We start from the raw sequence: 16208 nt of genomic DNA on the forward strand, positions 1-16208 counted from the left end.
GTGGCTGCGGTTCCCGAGGGCGGGCTCATGTCAGATGTTGCCGCGTCGAAGCGAGAGCTTGGGCACCTTTCTTCCACTGGTCAGTGAAGCACCCCGTCCGGACAGGGAGGGGTTGATCATGAAATAGCGGTGCAGGTTGAACGGGTTTTCGCTTTCCCCGATCCGATGGTAGCTGCCGTCGCTTTCCAGCACCCAGCTCTGTTCCGTGTCGAGCAGGTTCGCGAGCATGACCTGGCCAAGTACCTGATCGTGCACAGTTTTGTTGCGGATCGGCAGCAGCAGCTCGACACGCCGATCAAGATTGCGGCTCATCCCATCAGCCGATGTGATGAACACGCGCGCCTTGCGGCTGGGCAGTTCGCTTCCATTGGCGAAAGCCCAGATGCGCTCATGTTCCAGGAAACGGCCGATGATCGATTTCACGGTGATGTGCTCGGAAAAGCCGGGGATGCCCGGCCGCAGGCAGCAGATGCCCCGTATCACCAGCACGATGGTCACTCCGGCCTGGCTTGCGGCGTAGAGCCTATCGATCAAGTCCGGGTCGGTCAGTGAGTTCATCTTTGCCCAGATTGCCGCGGGCTTGCCATTCCTGGCATTTTCGATCTCTGCATCAATGCAATCGTACAAGGTCGCCCGCAGATTGATCGGCGAGATGGAAAGCAGGTCCGTCTTCTTGGGCTCGACATACCCGGTGATGAAGTTGAACAGCTTGCCTACGTCGCGCCCAGCTGCAGGATCCGCAGTGAAGTAGGACAAGTCGGTATAGATGCGGGCGGTGATCGGATGGTAGTTGCCGGTGCCGAAGTGGCAGTATGTGCGGTTGCTGTCGCCCTCGCGGCGCACCACCATCGACACTTTGGCGTGAGTCTTCCAATCGACAAAGCCGTAGATCACCTGGACGCCGGCGCGCTCCAGCTGGCTGGCCCAAAGCAAATTCTGTTCTTCGTCGAAGCGGGCCTTGAGCTCGACCACAGCGGTCACCGATTTGCCTGCCTCAGCCGCGGCAATCAGCGCATTGACCACGGCGGACTGCTTTCCGGCGCGGTAAAGCGTCTGCTTGATGGCTATGACGTCGGGATCCCGCGCGGCCTGACGCAGGAAATCGATCACCACCTCGAAGGTCTCATAGGGGTGCTGGATTACGATGTCTTTTTCGCGAATGGCGGCGAAGCAGTCACCGTCATGCTCGAGGATGCGCTCGGGATAACGAGGCGAATAGGGCTCGAATTTCAGTTCGGCCCGATCCTCGTCTACCAGCGCACCCAGACCTGCCATGCCGATCAGCCCACCGGTCTTGATGATCAGCGCCCGGTCCAGGCCGAGCTGCGCGCGCAGCAGATCTTCGGCCAGCGGATCGAATTTGCCCTGCAACTGCAGCACGATAACCATACCGCGCCGCCGACGCTGGATCGCGGTGCGATAATACCGCACCAAATCCTCGGCATCTTCCTCGATCTCGATGTCGCTGTCGCGAAGGACGCGGAATACCCCGTGTCCGTTCACCTTGAAGCCGGGGAAGATCTGTTCGACCTGGCGGCAGATCAGGTCTTCGATCGACATGTAGATTGCTTCGGGGCCCGGTACGCGCACGAAGCGCGGCAGAGCTTGCGGGATCAGGATCATCTCCATCACCGGCGACGCGTCCACGATCCTTGTGAGCGAGAAGAGAATGCCAATCCCGTTGCTTGCCACGAAGGGAAAAGGGTGCGCAGGATCAATCGCCTGGGGCGTGATCACCGGCATGATATGCTCGAGAAAATAGTCTCTCAGCCAGCGGTCGCCGGGAGCGCCGAGGCGTTCATCCCCGATGACGCGAATACCACATTCCCGCAGCTCAGTCTTGAGGCGAGCCCAAGTCTGTTGCTGAAGGGCTTCGATCTTCAGCACTTCTTCGTGAACGGCGGCGAGTTGCTGTGTCGGCGTCATCCCGTCAATCGAGATTTCCTCGATCTGGCGACTGATCTGTCCTGCCAGCCCAGCGACGCGCACGGTCATGAACTCGTCGAGGTTGCTGCCTGAGATCGAGAGAAAGCGGAGCCGCTCCAGCAAGGGATAACGGGGGTTCTCAGCTTCGGCCAGGACGCGTTCGTTGAAGGTGAGCCAACTCAGCTCCCGATTGAAATAACGTGATGGTGAAGCGGCGATGTCGCCGTCGTCAGCTTCGGGTAAGGGATTCGCCGTCTCGCGTGTTTCGAGCATGTAGGTCCACTGTAGTGCGCAATGATCGCCTTATCGAGTGACAAAGCCTGTCCGTCAAAAAACCCGAAGCGTTGTCATAATTGCTTCAGAGGGCTGCTAAGGCCTGAGCCAGGTGCGGATCAGCCAGGCAATCATGCCGAGCGCTGCCACGCTGCCGGCCCAGATGGCTGCCATCCATGCGAGCCGCTTCCATAATGGTGCCTGGTCCGCAGCGTCTGTTGCACGGCGGCGCATCAGTGGTACCCTTCGTGACCGACCTTGCCGCGGAACACCCAGTAAGCCCAGCCCGTGTAGGCGATGATGAGCGGCATCGTCAGTCCGACGCCGATCAGCATGAAAACCTGGCTGCGCTCAGGCGCGGCGGCGTCCCAGATCGTGAGTGCGTCAGGCACGACATAGGGGAACATGCTCACGCCGAGGCCGGCCATGCCGAGCAGGAAGATGCCGAGCGATAGCCAGAAGGGCGCCGCCTCCTGCCGCTTGGCGAGAGCGCGAAACAGCAGAAACACGATAATGGCCGAGAGCAGCGGTACTTGGCTGGCGAAGTAGATTCCGGGCGCCTCGAACCAGCGCCGCCAGTACTCGGCATCAAGCTGAGGCGTGTAGAGGCTGACACCGACCAGCAGGGTGACAGTCGCGATCGCGGCGAAGAAGGCGAGGCGATAGGCCTTGGCCTGAGGCTCGTCATCCAGCTTCCAGATCAACCAGGTCGCGCCCAGCAGGGCATAGCCCACGACGACGCCTAAGCCGGTCAGCAGCGTGTAGGGCGTCAACCAGTCCCACCAGGAACCCGTATAGGATCGTCCGGAGATTTCGATTCCCTGCAGGATCGCGCCCAAAGTCATCCCCTGAGCCAGAGCGGCGATGAGAGAGCCGCCGCAGAACGCCAGATCCCACAAGGCGCGGTGCCGATGGTCGCGCCAGCGGAACTCGAAAGCGACGCCGCGGAATACAAGGCCCAGCAGCATGGCGATAATCAGCGGATATGTTGCCGGCAGGATGATCGCATAAGCTAGGGGAAAGGCGGCGAAGAGGCCTCCACCCCCGAGCACCAGCCAAGTCTCGTTGCCATCCCAGACCGGGGCGATGGCGTTCATCGCCCGGTCTCGTCCGTGGCCGACTGGAAAGAACGGGAAGAGAATGCCGATCCCGAGGTCGAATCCGTCCATCACCACGTAAGCGAACACGCTGAAGGCGATGATGAAGGCCCAGATGGTGGTCAGGTCGAAGTTGACCGCCATGGCGCTATTGCTCCCTGTCGGCGGGCAGCTTGCGGCCGCCCGGGTTCTGGGTGGGACCCGGAGTGATACCCGCCGTACGAATAGGCGCATCCTGATCCTCTTCGATGCCGCCTTCGTGCGGGTGAGCTGCCTTGCTCATAAGGCGCAGGATGTACCAGGTGCCGACGCTGAAGCAGGCGAAGTAGACAAGGACGAAGGCGATAAGCGAGGTCCCAACAGCAGGTGCGGCCAAGGGGGATACCGCGTCGGCCGTTCGCAGCAGGCCGTAGACGACCCAAGGCTGACGACCGACCTCGGTGGTCACCCAGCCGGCGATCACTGCGATGAAGCCTGAGGGACCCATGATCAACGCAGCGCGGTGCAGCCAGGGCCAGTCGTACAGTTTGCCGCGCATCCGTGCGAGCAGGCTCCATATGCCGATGCCCAGCATGGCGAAGCCCAAGCCCACCATGATCCGGAAGGACCAGAATACCACCTCAACCGGGGGCTGATCCGCGAGAGGAACCGTGTCGAGCCCCTTGAGGGGCGCGTTCAAGCTGTGTTTCAGGATCAGCGAGGATGCGTTCGGGATTTCGAGGGCGTAGCGCACGGTCTGCGCCTCCTGGTCGGGTATGCCGAACAGGATCAGCGGCGCACCATCGGGATGGCTCTGGAAGTGCCCTTCCATCGCCATGACCTTGGCGGGCTGGTGCTCAAGCGTGTTGAGCCCGTGGGCATCGCCCAGAAAGATCTGCACGGGCGCGACCAGCGCGGCCATCCACATCGCCATCGAGAACATTTTGCGGGCGTGGGCGTTCTTGCGGTCCCGCAGCAAGTGCCAGGCGCCGACTGCACCTACAACGAAGGCGGTCGTCAGGTAGGCGGCCGTGACGGTGTGCAGCAGGCGGTATGGGAAGCTGGGATTGAAGATGATCGCCGCCCAGCTAGGGCCGGGTAGGATCTGTCCGTTTGCCCCGATCTCGTAACCGACCGGTGTCTGCATCCATGAGTTCACCGAGAGGATCCAGAATGCGGACGTGGCGGTCCCGGCCGCGACCATGCACGTCGCGGCGAAGTGCAGCTTGCGCCCAACCCTTTCCATGCCGAACAGCATCACGCCCAGGAACCCGGCCTCCAGGAAGAACGCGGTCAGGACCTCATATGCCATGAGCGGGCCGATGACCGGGCCCGCGCGGTCCGAGAAGACCGACCAGTTGGTGCCGAACTGATAGGACATGACGATGCCGGAGACGACGCCCATGGCAAACGCCACGGCGAAGATCTTCAGCCAATACTTGAACAGATCGAGGTACAGCTGCTTGCCGGTCTTCAGCCAGAGACCTTCGAGCACGGCCAGAAAACTGGCCAACCCGATCGAGAACGCCGGGAAGATGAAATGGAAGCTCACCGTGAAGGCGAACTGCAGCCTGGCCAGGATCAAGGCGTCGACGTTGTCGAACATGCAGGCCTTCTAGGCCTTTAGATTCGAACTTGCCAGCGCAAGGCTCGCACATGCACTTGAGGGCCTTGCAATTGATCATGCAGAGAAGAGAAGGGCCCGGCCACGCGGAGTGACCGAGCCCTCTACTCGCTGCAGAGATACGCTCCAGCTTAGCCGATGATCGACTTCACCTCGAGGTATTCGTGGAAGCCGTGCTCGCCCCACTCGCGCCCGTTGCCCGAGCGCTTGTAGCCGCCGAACGGCGCATGGAAGTCAAAGCCACCATTCACCCAGATGGCGCCGGTGCGCATCTTGCGGGCGATGTTGCGGCATGCTTCCACGTCGCTGCCGCTGACGTAGCCGCCAAGGCCGAAGTTGGAATCGTTAGCGATGGCGATCGCGTCCTCCGCATCCTCATAGCCGATAATGACCAGCACCGGCCCGAAGATCTCCTCGCGCGCGATGACCATGTCGTTGGTGCCGACGAACACCGTGGGCTTGACGTACCACCCCTTGTCCAGCCCCTCGGGACGGCCGGGGCCGCCCGCAATCAGCTCGGCGCCTTCCTTCAGGCCGATTTCGATATAGCGCTGGATGTCGTTGTACTGGCTCTTGGACACCACCGGCCCCATCGCGACGTTGCCGTTGGGATCGCCCACGCTGACGCTGTTGGCCGCCTCAGCTGCGATTTTCCTGACTTCCTCCATGCGGGAGGACGGCACCAGCAGGCGTGAGCCCGCCGAACAGGTCTGGCCCGAGTTACCCATCATGCCGGCAGTCGCGCCGGTGACATGCTCAGGCAGCTTGTCATCGTCGAGTACGATCCACGCGCTCTTGCCGCCTAGTTCCAGGCCGACGCGCTTTACGGTATCAGCGGCATCCTTCTGGATCTGTACGCCCACCGCTTCGGAGCCGGTGAACGAGATCATGTCGACGTCTTCGTGCGTGGAAAGCGCTGCTCCGATCTCGCTGCCCTTGCCCTGGATCATGTTGAACACACCGGCCGGCACGCCCGCGTCGTGAATGATTTCAGCGAGGAGGTGTGCGGAGTAGGGCGCAAGTTGCGGCGGCTTGAGGATCATGGTGCAACCAGCGGCGAGAGCCGGGAAGACCTTCACGCATGTCTGGTTCATGGGCCAGTTCCACGGTGTGATGAGGCCGCAGACGCCGATCGGCTCCTTGCGGACGAGGGTGACGCCGCGCTGCTCTTCGAACTTGAACTCCTTGAGCACTTCGATCGCGGTGCTCAGGTGGCCTTTGCCAAGCATGGTGTGAAAGCCGCAGGCGAGCGAACGCGGCGCGCCCATCTCTTCCATGATCGCGAGCCCAAGCTCTTCCTCACGCTTGAGGTATTCGGCCTGAATCGCTTCCAGCAGTTCGAGTCGTTCCTTGGCGCTGGTGACGCCGTAAGTGGCGAAAGCGCGGCGGGCAGCCGCAACGGCCTTGTCCACGTCGGCAACCGAGCCGAGCGAGATTGTGCCGGAGACTTCCTCTGTCGCGGGATTGATGACTTCGGCAGTCTTGGGCTCGATGGGATCTACCCACTGACCGTCGATGTAGAATTGAGTGTAGTTGCGCATGACCTCTCTCTCCAAATATGAAGCCCCTCCCCAAGGGTGGGGAGGGGTGGGGGGCTCCGGTGCGAGAGCGGAAACCCTCCCGCTGTGACTAGGCTTGCCTGCGGCTCACCAAATTCTTTGCCTCTCCCACTCCGGGACAGGATCTATCCGTTACTGTGTCCCTTCGGCGTACCACGTGCGGAACTCGGAGTAATTGGGCATTTCCTCCGAGTTAGCCTTGGGGTCGATTGGCACGTGGATCACGGTCACGCCGCCACGCTCATAGGCGCGCTTGATAGCGGGGCCGAGGTCAACCGCCTTCGACACGCACTCGCCGGCGGCGCCGAAGCCTTCACCGATCTTGTCGAAGCGGACCTTGTCGGACCAGTGCGTGCCCGTCTCCTTGGTGCCATGGCCAAAGGTGCGCTTGTATACGCCCACTTCAAGGCCCCACTGGAAATCGACGCCAACGACGCAAACGAGCGGCAGGTTCTCGCGAACGGCCACCTCAAGTTCGCCGACGTGGAACAGGAACGAGGAGTCCGAGGTGAGCAGCATGCCCGGGCGGGACTTGCCGGTCTGCGCGCGGTCAGCCAGCATGGCGCCCGTGGCATAAGGCAGGCCAGTGCCGATGTGTCCGTAGTTCTGGTTCCAGATCACGTCGTGCGGCTTGCACTGTGAGTAAGTCCACTGGAAAATCACTGTGGCGCCACCGTCACGGATCATGATGCCGTCCTTGGGGAATGCCTTGGTCGCCTCGGTGACGAACTGGCTGGTGTGCATCAGGCTTTCGCTGCCGCCCGGCTTGCCGGCAGCTTCCTCGGCGAGTTCCGCCAGCTGTTCGGCATCTTGCTGGATAAAGGCCGAAAGCCTCTCGGAAGCCTTGCGGCCGCCCAGTTCCTTGAGCGCGCGAGAGAGCTGCGGGACGACGCCGCGCACGTCACCGACCAGCGGCACGTCGATAGGACGGTTTACGCCGATGGCAGTCGGGTCCTGCTGCACGTAGATCCACTTGCGGTTCGCTTCGTTGTCCACCCAATGACGCCAGCGGCCGTAGTGCGACGGCTCGCCCAGCTCCGTGGCGAGGGCAACGCAGCAATCGCTATCCACGACGGCGTCGATCGAGGCTTCCGAGAAGCCGTAGGGAAAGGTGCGATCTTCCAGGCCCTCGATAAAGCTGGTGCCGCCGGAGGTCTGGATGACCGGGCACTGCATCAGTTCGGCAAGTTCTCTGACCGCTGCACCAGCCTTGCTGGTGTGGACGCCGTGGCCGACCAGCAGGATCGGGTTCTTGGCCTCCATGATGATCTTCGCGGCTTGGGCTATGCGATCACCGTCCGCGCCGGCGTTCACGAGGCGATAGCGCTCGGGCGGCAGGATCGGGGTGTTCGGCACGTCTTCGAGGATCACGTGCTGCGGCAGTTCGATGTAGGCTGGGCCGGGGGTGCCCGACATCGAGACGCGGATAGCCTCGCGCACGATCTCATCGACCTGATCGGCGTACTCGATGGAGCTGGAGAACTTGACGGAGTCCTCGATCATCGGCTCCTGGCGCACGAACTGGATGCGGCCACGGCGAACGCGGCGCTCCGTCAGGCGCGCCCGCTGGCCGCCGATGAAGATGACGGGATCGTTCTCGACCTTGGCGCACTGCACTGCGGGCATGGCGTTGGCCATGCCCGGGCCCAGCGTTGCGATGCAGACTGCAGGCTTGCCGGTGATTCGCGCAGCAGCAGCAGCCATGTGACCGGTCGCTGCCTCATGGTGCGAGGAGACGACGGTCCAGCCGCGGTTCTCCGCCTCAAGGAAAAGGTGGACGAAGTTGGGATCGGGAATGCCGAACAGAGTCTTGATGCCCTCAGCCTCGAACAGGTCCAGCATCCGCTTGTATACAGGCACGCCTTCGGAGTTCGTGGCTGAAGCCTTTGCTTGTGGCTGATCATCGTACATCGACGTGCCTTTCGTGCTGCGGTCTCCTGCAAAACTTGCTTCCAGTTCTTGCCCAGTAGCGGTGCGTTGCACTGCCCTAAGCGGAAGCTCATCGCCTTGACCGCTAACAACCCTCCCAAGGTTTTCTGGATTCGTGTTAGCCAACTGCGCTTGACCTGCCAAATGCAAATGAACAGCGCTGTTCATTTGCCGGTCTCGGCCTCCGCTGCGGCCTTTCGCATGTCACTCGCCGGCCCAAGGGCTTCATCGCTGTTTTGGCCAGTCGTCCGCACCAGATCATGAACTGCATCGCCGGGCGGGTGCTTGACCAGCCAACGCCGCATTGAGCCACCTCGCATTCAAATCGCTGCCCGGCCTTGACCACGGGCCGCTAACCCTTGAGGCGATGCAGGACGACAGCAAACCCCGGCTTGTGCTGGATGACAAAGGGAGAACACATGCCCGTCACTCACGAACCTATCGCCGCTCGCTCCTGGCTTTTCGCGCCGGGCGACAGCGAGAAGAAGATGACCAAGGCGATGACGGGCGAGGCCGATATCGTCCTTATCGATCTCGAAGACGCGGTGGCACCCGATAGCAAGGCGGGTGCCCGACCCATGGTGCACGATTTCATCAAGGCGCATCCCGAGCAGCGTCAGCGCCTATGGGTACGCATCAACCCTTTCGACGGCCCCTATACGCTTCTCGATCTCGCGGCGATCATGCCCGCGAACCCCGGCGGAATCATGCTGCCCAAGGTCTATGGCCGGCACGACGTCGAGAAGCTGGATCACTGCCTATCCGCCTTGGAAGTCGCAAATGGGATCGAGGAAGGCTCGACTCCGGTGATCGTGTTGATCACCGAGACCGCCGAAGCGATGTTCCATACCGGCGACTACAAGGGCGCACCGCGCGTGGTTGCGCTAACCTGGGGTGCCGAGGACCTGGCCGACTCCATCGGCGCCAGTTCCAACAAGGACGAGAGTGGCGCTTATACATTCACTTACGAACTGGCCCGCAGCATGACCGTGCTGGGCGCAGCAACCGCGGGCGTGACCCCGATCGAGACCATCAGCGCCGACTTCCGCGATCTGGAAGCCCTTCGCGCTAGAGCTGAAAAGGTGCGTCGCGACGGCTTTCGAGGCATGATGGCGATCCACCCGGCGCAAGTGCCAGTGATCAACGCCGCCTTCACGCCAACTGAGGAGGAGATTGCAGAAGCACAGGAAGTCGTCGACCTGTTCGCAGCAAACCCCGGCGTCGGTGCGATTGGCTGGAAGGGCGGCATGCTCGACAGGCCTTACCTCGCGCGCGCAGAGCGGCTGCTGAAGCAGGCGGGGAAGGGCCGCTAAAGCTCCACGCGAGCTTTTCAAGAAAAAACGGGCCGGTTGTTGGACCGGCCCGCTCTTAGTGTCAGCTATCGAGGCGCATGCCGGGCATGTCGCCTGCGTCGCGCCATTCCTGCATCTTGCGCTGCCAGTCGTCCCAGCCCGGTCCCCAGCCGCGGAAGAGGAACCACTTGGCTTCCTTCTCGCCCTCGTTGGTGAAGTAGCTAGGCGTGCACTCGTTGAGGATGATCGAGAGGTCCAGCTCCTTGGAACGGAAGTCCTCGACGTAGGCCTCCATGGCTTCCTTGGTCGGCTCCACGGCCTTGACACCCTTCTCAAGCGCATTGGCGATGATCCAGGTTGCGTGACGCGCCTGCTCGCCGAACTGGAGCGTGGTGTTGCCGTTGAGGCCGCCCTGAACGTAGCCGTGAAAGAACATGTTCGGGAAGTGACGCGTCATGTTCCCGTTCAGCGTCAGCGGGCCGTCCGACCAATGGTCGTAGATCGACACGTCATCGCGGCCCTTCACCGTCGAGATGCCCCAACGGCGCTTGAGGTCGCCGGCCACCTCGAACCCCGAGGCGAAGATCATGCAGTCGATCTCGTACTCTTGACCCTGGTGGATGAAGCCGTTCTCGGTCATCGCTTCCAGTCCTGCCGTAGTCGATACGTCGATCAGCTTCACGTTGGGCCGGTTGAAGGTCTCGTAGTAGTCGTTGTTCGACAGCGGCCGCTTGCACATGAAGCGATAGTAGGGCTTCAGCGCCTCCGCAGTATCGGGATCGTTGACGATATCCTCGACGCGTTTGCGCAGGCGCTCCATGACACGGAAGTCCATGACTTCGCGACGCTGCATGAATTCTTCCATGCCGATCTGGGGCCAGCCTTCGGCTTCCAGTTCAGCATTGAGGTTGCGGTTGATCTCGGTCCAGATGTCGCAGATCAGGTCCGGGTCGCCCGGAGGAATGATCTCGTTGGCGGCGCGCAGGAAGTTGGCCTGACGCTCCGCCTGCCAGCCGGGCTCAAGCGAAGCGGCCCACTCGGGGTTGGTCGGCGGATTGGGTCGCTCGTCCACGCTCGAGGGCGTGCGCTGGATGACGTAGAGTTCCTTGGCGTACTTGCCGAGGTAAGGCACGGCCTGGATCGAGGTGGCGCCGGTCCCCAGGATCGCGACGCGCTTGTCCGCAAGCTTGTCCAGCACCGGGTTTTCCCACGAACCGCCGGAGTACTCGTAGTCCCACCGGCTGGTGTGGAACATCTTGCCCTTGAACGTGTGAATGCCCGGCACCGCAGGGAACTTCGGCGTTGAGAGCGTACCGCCGCACATCATCACGAAGCGGGCACGGATTGTGTCGCCGCGATTGGTGGAAACGATCCAACGCTTCGCTGCTTCGTCCCACTCGATCGCGGTGATCTCAGTGTGGAGCAACGCCTTGTCGCGGAAGCCGAACTTGTCGACGATGGTCTGGATGTAGTCGTAGATCTCCTTGCCGTCCGCAAACTTCTTGGAGGGAAGGGTGTTCATCTCCTCCAGCAGCGGCAGATAGCAATAGGCATCGTTGTCGCACTGGATGCCCGGATAGCGATTCCAATACCAGGTGCCGCCAAAGCCACCGGCGTGCTCGATATGGCGGAAGTTGGTGACGCCCGCCTGAGTGAGGTGGAAACCGGCCAGAATACCGGTCCAGCCCGCGCCAAGGATCGCTACGTCGATTTCCTCATCGACGGCATCGCGCGGAACAATAGGTGTGAACGGATCGTGCTCGCGCGTGTCATAGACGAGGTGATCCTCGGGCGCGGCATACTGACCGCCAGCTTCACGCCGGATGCGCTTCTCGCGCTCTTGCTTGTATTTCGCCTTCAGCGCCGGGATGTCGACATCCTCGGGCGCGGGTACGATTGTCTTGGGGCAGTTCATATCCGGTCCCACTTCTTCAAGGGCGATCCCCGTGTCGGGCCGCCGTTTCCGTGATAAGTTTGCATAGCTAGTTGTCAACAGTGTTGTTCATTAGTCTCCGCATGCCATGGCGAAGCTGTAGCCGATGTGTTCGAGGTGGTATGCACCCCGAAGTCGACCATTTGCGACTTGTCCTGAATACCCTCTGCCGATTGTGCCACTTCGTCGTCAGTCTAGGAAGCGTGATGGACACAGCGTGTCTCCGCCATGAACATGCGGCGATCGGTTACTCCATTCTGTGGCACGTTCTGGTCGGGATCATCGCCCCGGAGAGCCGCGCCCCAGATTCATCATTCTGAATGGTGTGCGGATAAGGGGGCCCCAGTAAGGGTTGCATCCATTGAGCGGGCCGCGAGTAGCGGCAGCGGCGGCGCAAGGGCGTTGCGTTGCGCCCATCCGGTACTCGCGATACCACGTCGCCAAAGGATTCGGCATTCGGCCGCGGAGAGGTGTATTCATGCTGGCAGCCAGTGGTAGAAATGAGGCGGGGCTTCCCGCGCGTCCGGCCGAAGGTTGGCTGCTCCACCGTCTGACTCCGGCGAGCCGACTTCAGAGCGCGAACGGTATCCGCACCGGCGCCGACGGCCGCATCTACGTCGCACAAGTCGCGGGCAGCAGAGTCAGCGCCATCGATGTGGAAAGCGGGGCAATCGAGACGATCAGTCCTGCGGGCGCAGGGATCATCGGTCCCGACGATCTGGTTTTCGATGAAGAGGGCAATCTCTACTGCACTGAGATCACGGAAGGTCGCGTTTCGATGATGACCCCTTCCGGTGAATACCGGGTCGTTCACGGCGACGTTCCGGTGGCTAATCCCATCACGTACCATCAGGGGCGCCTGATTGCGGGCGAGCTGCGGATCGGCGGGCGGATCATGGAGCTTGACCGTAACGGCGGCGCGCACCGCGTGATCTATGAAGGCGTGCCAATGGTGAACGCGTTCGAGGTCGGCCCCGACGGTAAGCTCTACTTCCCTGCGCAAGCCGCAAACGAAATTTGGCGGATCAGCCTCGACGGCGGCGAACCGGAGATCGTGGCCAAAGACCTGGGCGTGCCTGACTCGGTCAAGTTTCATCCCGACGGTTACATCGTCTCGACCCAGGTCTATTCGGGACAAGTCCTCAAGATCGATCCTCGGACGGGTGACAAGTCGGTGCTTGCCGATATCGGGCCTGGAATCGACAACGTCACCTTCGTCGGCAAGCGCATCTTTGTCAGTCACATCAACGGCTCGATCACCGAGGTTGTTGACCCCGGCAAGACCAAGTCGCTCACCGAAAGCGGTCTGCAATGGCCACTGGGCCTCGCCGTGGGGCCGAACGGGCACGTTTTGATTGCGGACGGAGGCTTTACCTATCTGCTGGTCCCCGGCGAGACGCTGCAACTTGCAGGCATGTTGTTCACTCCCGGCTATCCCGGCTGGGTTCGGGATGTGGCGTGTGCAGGCGCGGACGAGTGGGTGGTGACGAGCGCTAATGGCGAAGTCATCCGCTGGCGCCCTGCGGAGCAGGCCCAGGAGGTGCTCGCAAGCGGGTATGACCGGCTGATGGGTGTTGATGTGGGCTCAGGCGGGCGCGTGGTCTTCGCGGAAATGCCGACAGGTCGTGTCCTGGAGATCGTGGGCAGCGAGGTCAGCGAGCTCGCTTCGGGCCTTGATCGGCCGATGGGCATAGCGATTGGCGGTGATGGAACCGTCTTCGTGGCGGAAAGTGGTGCTGGGCGCGTGGTCAAGCTATCCGGCGGTCGCAAGGAAACAGTGATCGACGGGCTGGGTCGCCCCGAGGGGATTACGATCAGCGAAGGCATGCTGTTCATCGCTGACCCCGGCGCGAACGCAGCGGTGACTTGTGACTTATCGGGAGGCAACCGGGAAACGGTGGTGTCTGACTTGCCAATGGGCGGCCTCGGGGGCGCGCCGACGGTGCAGCTTGGTGGCGTCGGCGATATGTGTGGGCCGATGTACACGTTCGCGGGCATCGCAGCTGGTCCGGATGGCACGATCTACCTGTCAGCGGATGCGGAAGGCAGCGTGCTCGCGCTGCGCAAGGCCTAAGGAGAGGTCGGATGTTCAAGCAGATCTGCTTCTTCCGCAAGCGGCCGGACATGACCATGGACGCGTTCATGGACTACTACGAGAACCAGCACTCGCAGCTGTCCAAGCGGCAGGGCCGCGCGCCCTCCATTCCCAACGCGCGCCGCTACGTGCGCCGCTACCTCAAGCCCGAGAAAAATCCGGTGACCGGCGAAGTGATCGATACCGGCTACGACTGCCTGATGGAGATCTGGTGGGATAGTCGCGAGGACTTCGAGCGCTCACAAGCGCTCATCTCCAGCCCAGAGCGGATAGACTTCGTGCGGGAGGACGAGCGAAACCTGTTCGCGAGCCATGACAACCCGGTGGTGAGCGTCATCGAGGAATATGACTCGCCGATGGGTCCGAATGGCGAGCAGACGCACGTCGACTTGCGCTACGAAGACTAAGCAGGGGAGGGCGTCTTGGGGGGAACGACTGACAGGGCCGGCGCGCTGGCCGAATGGCGCGCCTATCCGATGCTGCCGATCGCGGCGGCCTTCGGCTACGCAACCAGCGTCATCCACATCTACGGCTTCGGCCCTTATGTGGTGCCGGTCTCGGAAGAGTTCGGGTGGTCGCGCGCGATGGTCACGGCCGGCATCAGCATCGCCACCATCGTCCAGGCATTCTTCGGCATCCTGATCGGGCTTGCAGTAGACCGCTTCGGTCCGCGCCCTTTCGCTCTTCTCGGTATCCTGCTCGTTCCCTCGGCGTTCGCGCTCCTCGGCACCGCCACGGGCGACGACTGGAACTGGTATCTGCTGTGGGGCTTTCTGGCGCTGTGTGTGCTGCCGGTTCAGGCCACAATCTGGACAAGTGCGGTTGCGTCGCGCTTCACCGTTTCTCGAGGGCTGGCATTTGCGGTCACGCTGTGCGGCGCTTCCATAGCAGCGACGGTCTTCCCGCTGACGGCGACGTGGCTGATTGGCAGCGTCGGCTGGCGGCTCGCGGCCGCGGCTCAGGCTGCCATCTGGCTGGTCATCGCGTTCCCTATCATCTTCGTGTTTTTCCGCAGCGCTTTTGATCGTGCGAAAGGCAGCGGACGGGGCGCCGGCCACAAGCCGGTCCCGCGGGACTTGCCGGGTGCCACTCTGCGAGAGGGGATCTTTTCCAGCATCTATATCCGGTTGTTCGTATCGTGCCTGCTGTTCACGTTCACGATCCTGGCGTTGGTGGTCCATTTCGTGCCGATCCTCAGCGGCCGTGGTGTCGATCCGGTGGTTGCCGCAGGCCTTGCTTCGCTGATCGGCATTTTTTCGCTGATCGGCAGGCTCACGACAGGCCTGCTGCTAGACCGTTTCCCCGCATCGCTGGTGGGAGCAGTGGTTTTCGTCCTGCCGGTGGGAAGCTGCCTGATCTTGCTGCTTGCCTCCACTTCATACGCGACGCTGGCGATCGCGGCGACGCTGGTGGGGCTGACTCTGGGGGCGGAGATCGACGTGGTCGTTTATCTTTTGAGCCGGCACTTCGGCCTCAAGAACTTCGGCGGCCTCTATGGAGGGCTGCTGGCGGCTCTCTCGATCGGCACCGCGGCGGGCCCGCTGGTCGCGTCAACGGTCTATGATCGAACCGGCAGCTATGCGCCGTTCCTGTGGACCGTGCTGGGCTTCATGGCGGCAAGCAGCATTGCCATCGGCAGCCTGCCTCGGCGGGCTCCCGACTGGAGCACCGCCGAAGCGCAGTGACTTAGAGCTGGCGGACGCCGGTTGCGTCGCTTGCCTTGAACACCGGGATTTCCTCGACCGCCTTCATCATGATGAGAGGGATCTGGCGGTCAGTGGAAGCCTGGTAGTTCGCGTAGAACGGATGGCAGTCCGCAACGAAGTTCCAGACCTTCGTGCGCTCATCGCCTTCCGGTTCGCGCCATGTGCCACGGAAGGCTTGCGTCGCAACCTGGAATTCGATTGCGTCCATTTCGCGGATGTTGAGGTACCATTCGGGATGCGTATCTGCGCCACCCTTGGACGCAACGATCACCACTTCGCCGCCGATATCGGCATAGCACAACGGCGTGATGAAGACTTTGCCGCTTTTGCGCCCCACGTACTTGATCATGCAGTGCGTGGCGAAGTTGCGGCCGCCGACGGGCGTGATGTCCATGATGTGACCTTTCGCGCCGCCCGACTCCAGGTACATCTGGCGGTGCTCCACCACCCAATCCTTTCGGGTGTCGCGAATCGCGGCGGACGTTTCGTCGCTCATCGTAATTTCCTCTCGTTTCCTGCTGTCCCTGAACCTTGCTCATCTCGGTAGGCACGCCAAGGTATGATCGAACGGATCGTGCAGGCGAAGCAAGATGGATTTGGGCAGACGTGCCAATAGTCGAATAGCGGGCGCAGATGACAACATCGGATGAGGGCCGGTCATGGGTGAGGTCGGCAAGGCCGTGAACACGGCTAACAATTACATCACCTACATGGAGCACTCCCTCGCCAGCCTGCACATGAACCTTGCCAAGTGCAGGGCCGCAGGCTTTCCTCACCGCTAATGAGGGAGAGAAG

Annotated in this window: 13 protein-coding genes; 5 read left to right on the forward strand and 8 right to left on the reverse strand. The window is 62.0% G+C overall.

What is annotated here, in order from left to right:
- Positions 1-30: 30 nt before the first annotated feature.
- From ABVV53_RS07605 to ABVV53_RS07630, 6 genes are all read right to left on the reverse strand, one after another.
- On the reverse strand, positions 31-2199 hold the full coding sequence (locus ABVV53_RS07605) for an RNA degradosome polyphosphate kinase (protein ID WP_353983791.1): 2169 nt from the start codon (positions 2197-2199) through the stop codon (positions 31-33).
- Between the two features lie 96 nt (positions 2200-2295).
- Positions 2296-2433, reverse strand: a complete 138-nt coding sequence (locus ABVV53_RS07610; RefSeq protein WP_353983792.1) for a DUF2474 domain-containing protein — start codon at positions 2431-2433, stop codon at positions 2296-2298.
- A complete protein-coding gene (cydB, locus tag ABVV53_RS07615) occupies positions 2433-3440 on the reverse strand; it encodes a cytochrome d ubiquinol oxidase subunit II (RefSeq protein WP_353983793.1) in 1008 nt (335 codons plus the stop codon). The genes ABVV53_RS07610 and cydB overlap by 1 nt, the downstream gene beginning before the upstream one ends.
- A gap of 4 nt (positions 3441-3444) precedes the next feature.
- A complete protein-coding gene (locus ABVV53_RS07620; RefSeq protein ID WP_353983794.1) occupies positions 3445-4881 on the reverse strand; it encodes a cytochrome ubiquinol oxidase subunit I in 1437 nt (478 codons plus the stop codon).
- Between the two features lie 149 nt (positions 4882-5030).
- Positions 5031-6440 carry an aldehyde dehydrogenase family protein gene (locus ABVV53_RS07625; RefSeq protein ID WP_353983795.1) on the reverse strand — a complete coding sequence of 470 codons (1410 nt, stop codon included), beginning with the start codon at positions 6438-6440 and terminating at the stop codon, positions 5031-5033.
- Between the two features lie 150 nt (positions 6441-6590).
- Positions 6591-8369, reverse strand: coding sequence for a thiamine pyrophosphate-binding protein (locus ABVV53_RS07630; RefSeq protein WP_353983796.1), 1779 nt, complete (start codon positions 8367-8369; stop codon positions 6591-6593).
- A gap of 437 nt (positions 8370-8806) precedes the next feature.
- On the opposite strand from ABVV53_RS07630, the gene ABVV53_RS07635 reads away from it, so the two are divergent.
- The gene (locus tag ABVV53_RS07635) at positions 8807-9700 is read left to right on the forward strand and encodes an HpcH/HpaI aldolase/citrate lyase family protein (RefSeq protein WP_353983797.1); all 894 of its coding nucleotides are present in this window, start codon (positions 8807-8809) and stop codon (positions 9698-9700) included.
- A 61-nt stretch (positions 9701-9761) separates the two neighbouring features.
- On the opposite strand, the gene ABVV53_RS07640 is transcribed toward ABVV53_RS07635, so the two are convergent.
- Positions 9762-11594, reverse strand: a complete 1833-nt coding sequence (locus ABVV53_RS07640; RefSeq protein WP_353983798.1) for a flavin-containing monooxygenase — start codon at positions 11592-11594, stop codon at positions 9762-9764.
- Positions 11595-12090: 496 nt separating this feature from the next.
- Here ABVV53_RS07640 and ABVV53_RS07645 point away from each other — a divergent pair, with 496 nt between their 5' ends.
- The 3 genes from ABVV53_RS07645 to ABVV53_RS07655 are packed head-to-tail and all read left to right on the forward strand — an operon-like array spanning position 12091 to position 15392.
- On the forward strand, positions 12091-13686 hold the full coding sequence (locus ABVV53_RS07645; protein ID WP_353983799.1) for a gluconolaconase: 1596 nt from the start codon (positions 12091-12093) through the stop codon (positions 13684-13686).
- Between the two features lie 11 nt (positions 13687-13697).
- Positions 13698-14114: an EthD domain-containing protein gene (locus ABVV53_RS07650; RefSeq protein ID WP_353983800.1), complete on the forward strand. Its 417-nt coding sequence runs from the start codon at positions 13698-13700 to the stop codon at positions 14112-14114.
- 15 nt (positions 14115-14129) lie between these two features.
- Complete coding sequence (locus ABVV53_RS07655) at positions 14130-15392, forward strand: MFS transporter (protein WP_353983801.1); 1263 nt, start codon at positions 14130-14132, stop codon at positions 15390-15392.
- Between the two features lies 1 nt (position 15393).
- Here ABVV53_RS07655 and ABVV53_RS07660 read toward each other — a convergent pair whose 3' ends face one another.
- On the reverse strand, positions 15394-15909 hold the full coding sequence (locus ABVV53_RS07660) for a nitroreductase/quinone reductase family protein (protein ID WP_353983802.1): 516 nt from the start codon (positions 15907-15909) through the stop codon (positions 15394-15396).
- Between the two features lie 163 nt (positions 15910-16072).
- Between ABVV53_RS07660 and ABVV53_RS07665 the strand changes: the two genes are divergently transcribed.
- Positions 16073-16195, forward strand: coding sequence for a hypothetical protein (locus tag ABVV53_RS07665; protein WP_353983803.1), 123 nt, complete (start codon positions 16073-16075; stop codon positions 16193-16195).
- The last annotated feature ends 13 nt before the right edge of the window (positions 16196-16208 follow it).

Source organism: Novosphingobium kalidii (assembly GCF_040534015.1).
GTDB classification, from domain to species: Bacteria; Pseudomonadota; Alphaproteobacteria; order Sphingomonadales; family Sphingomonadaceae; genus Novosphingobium; species Novosphingobium kalidii.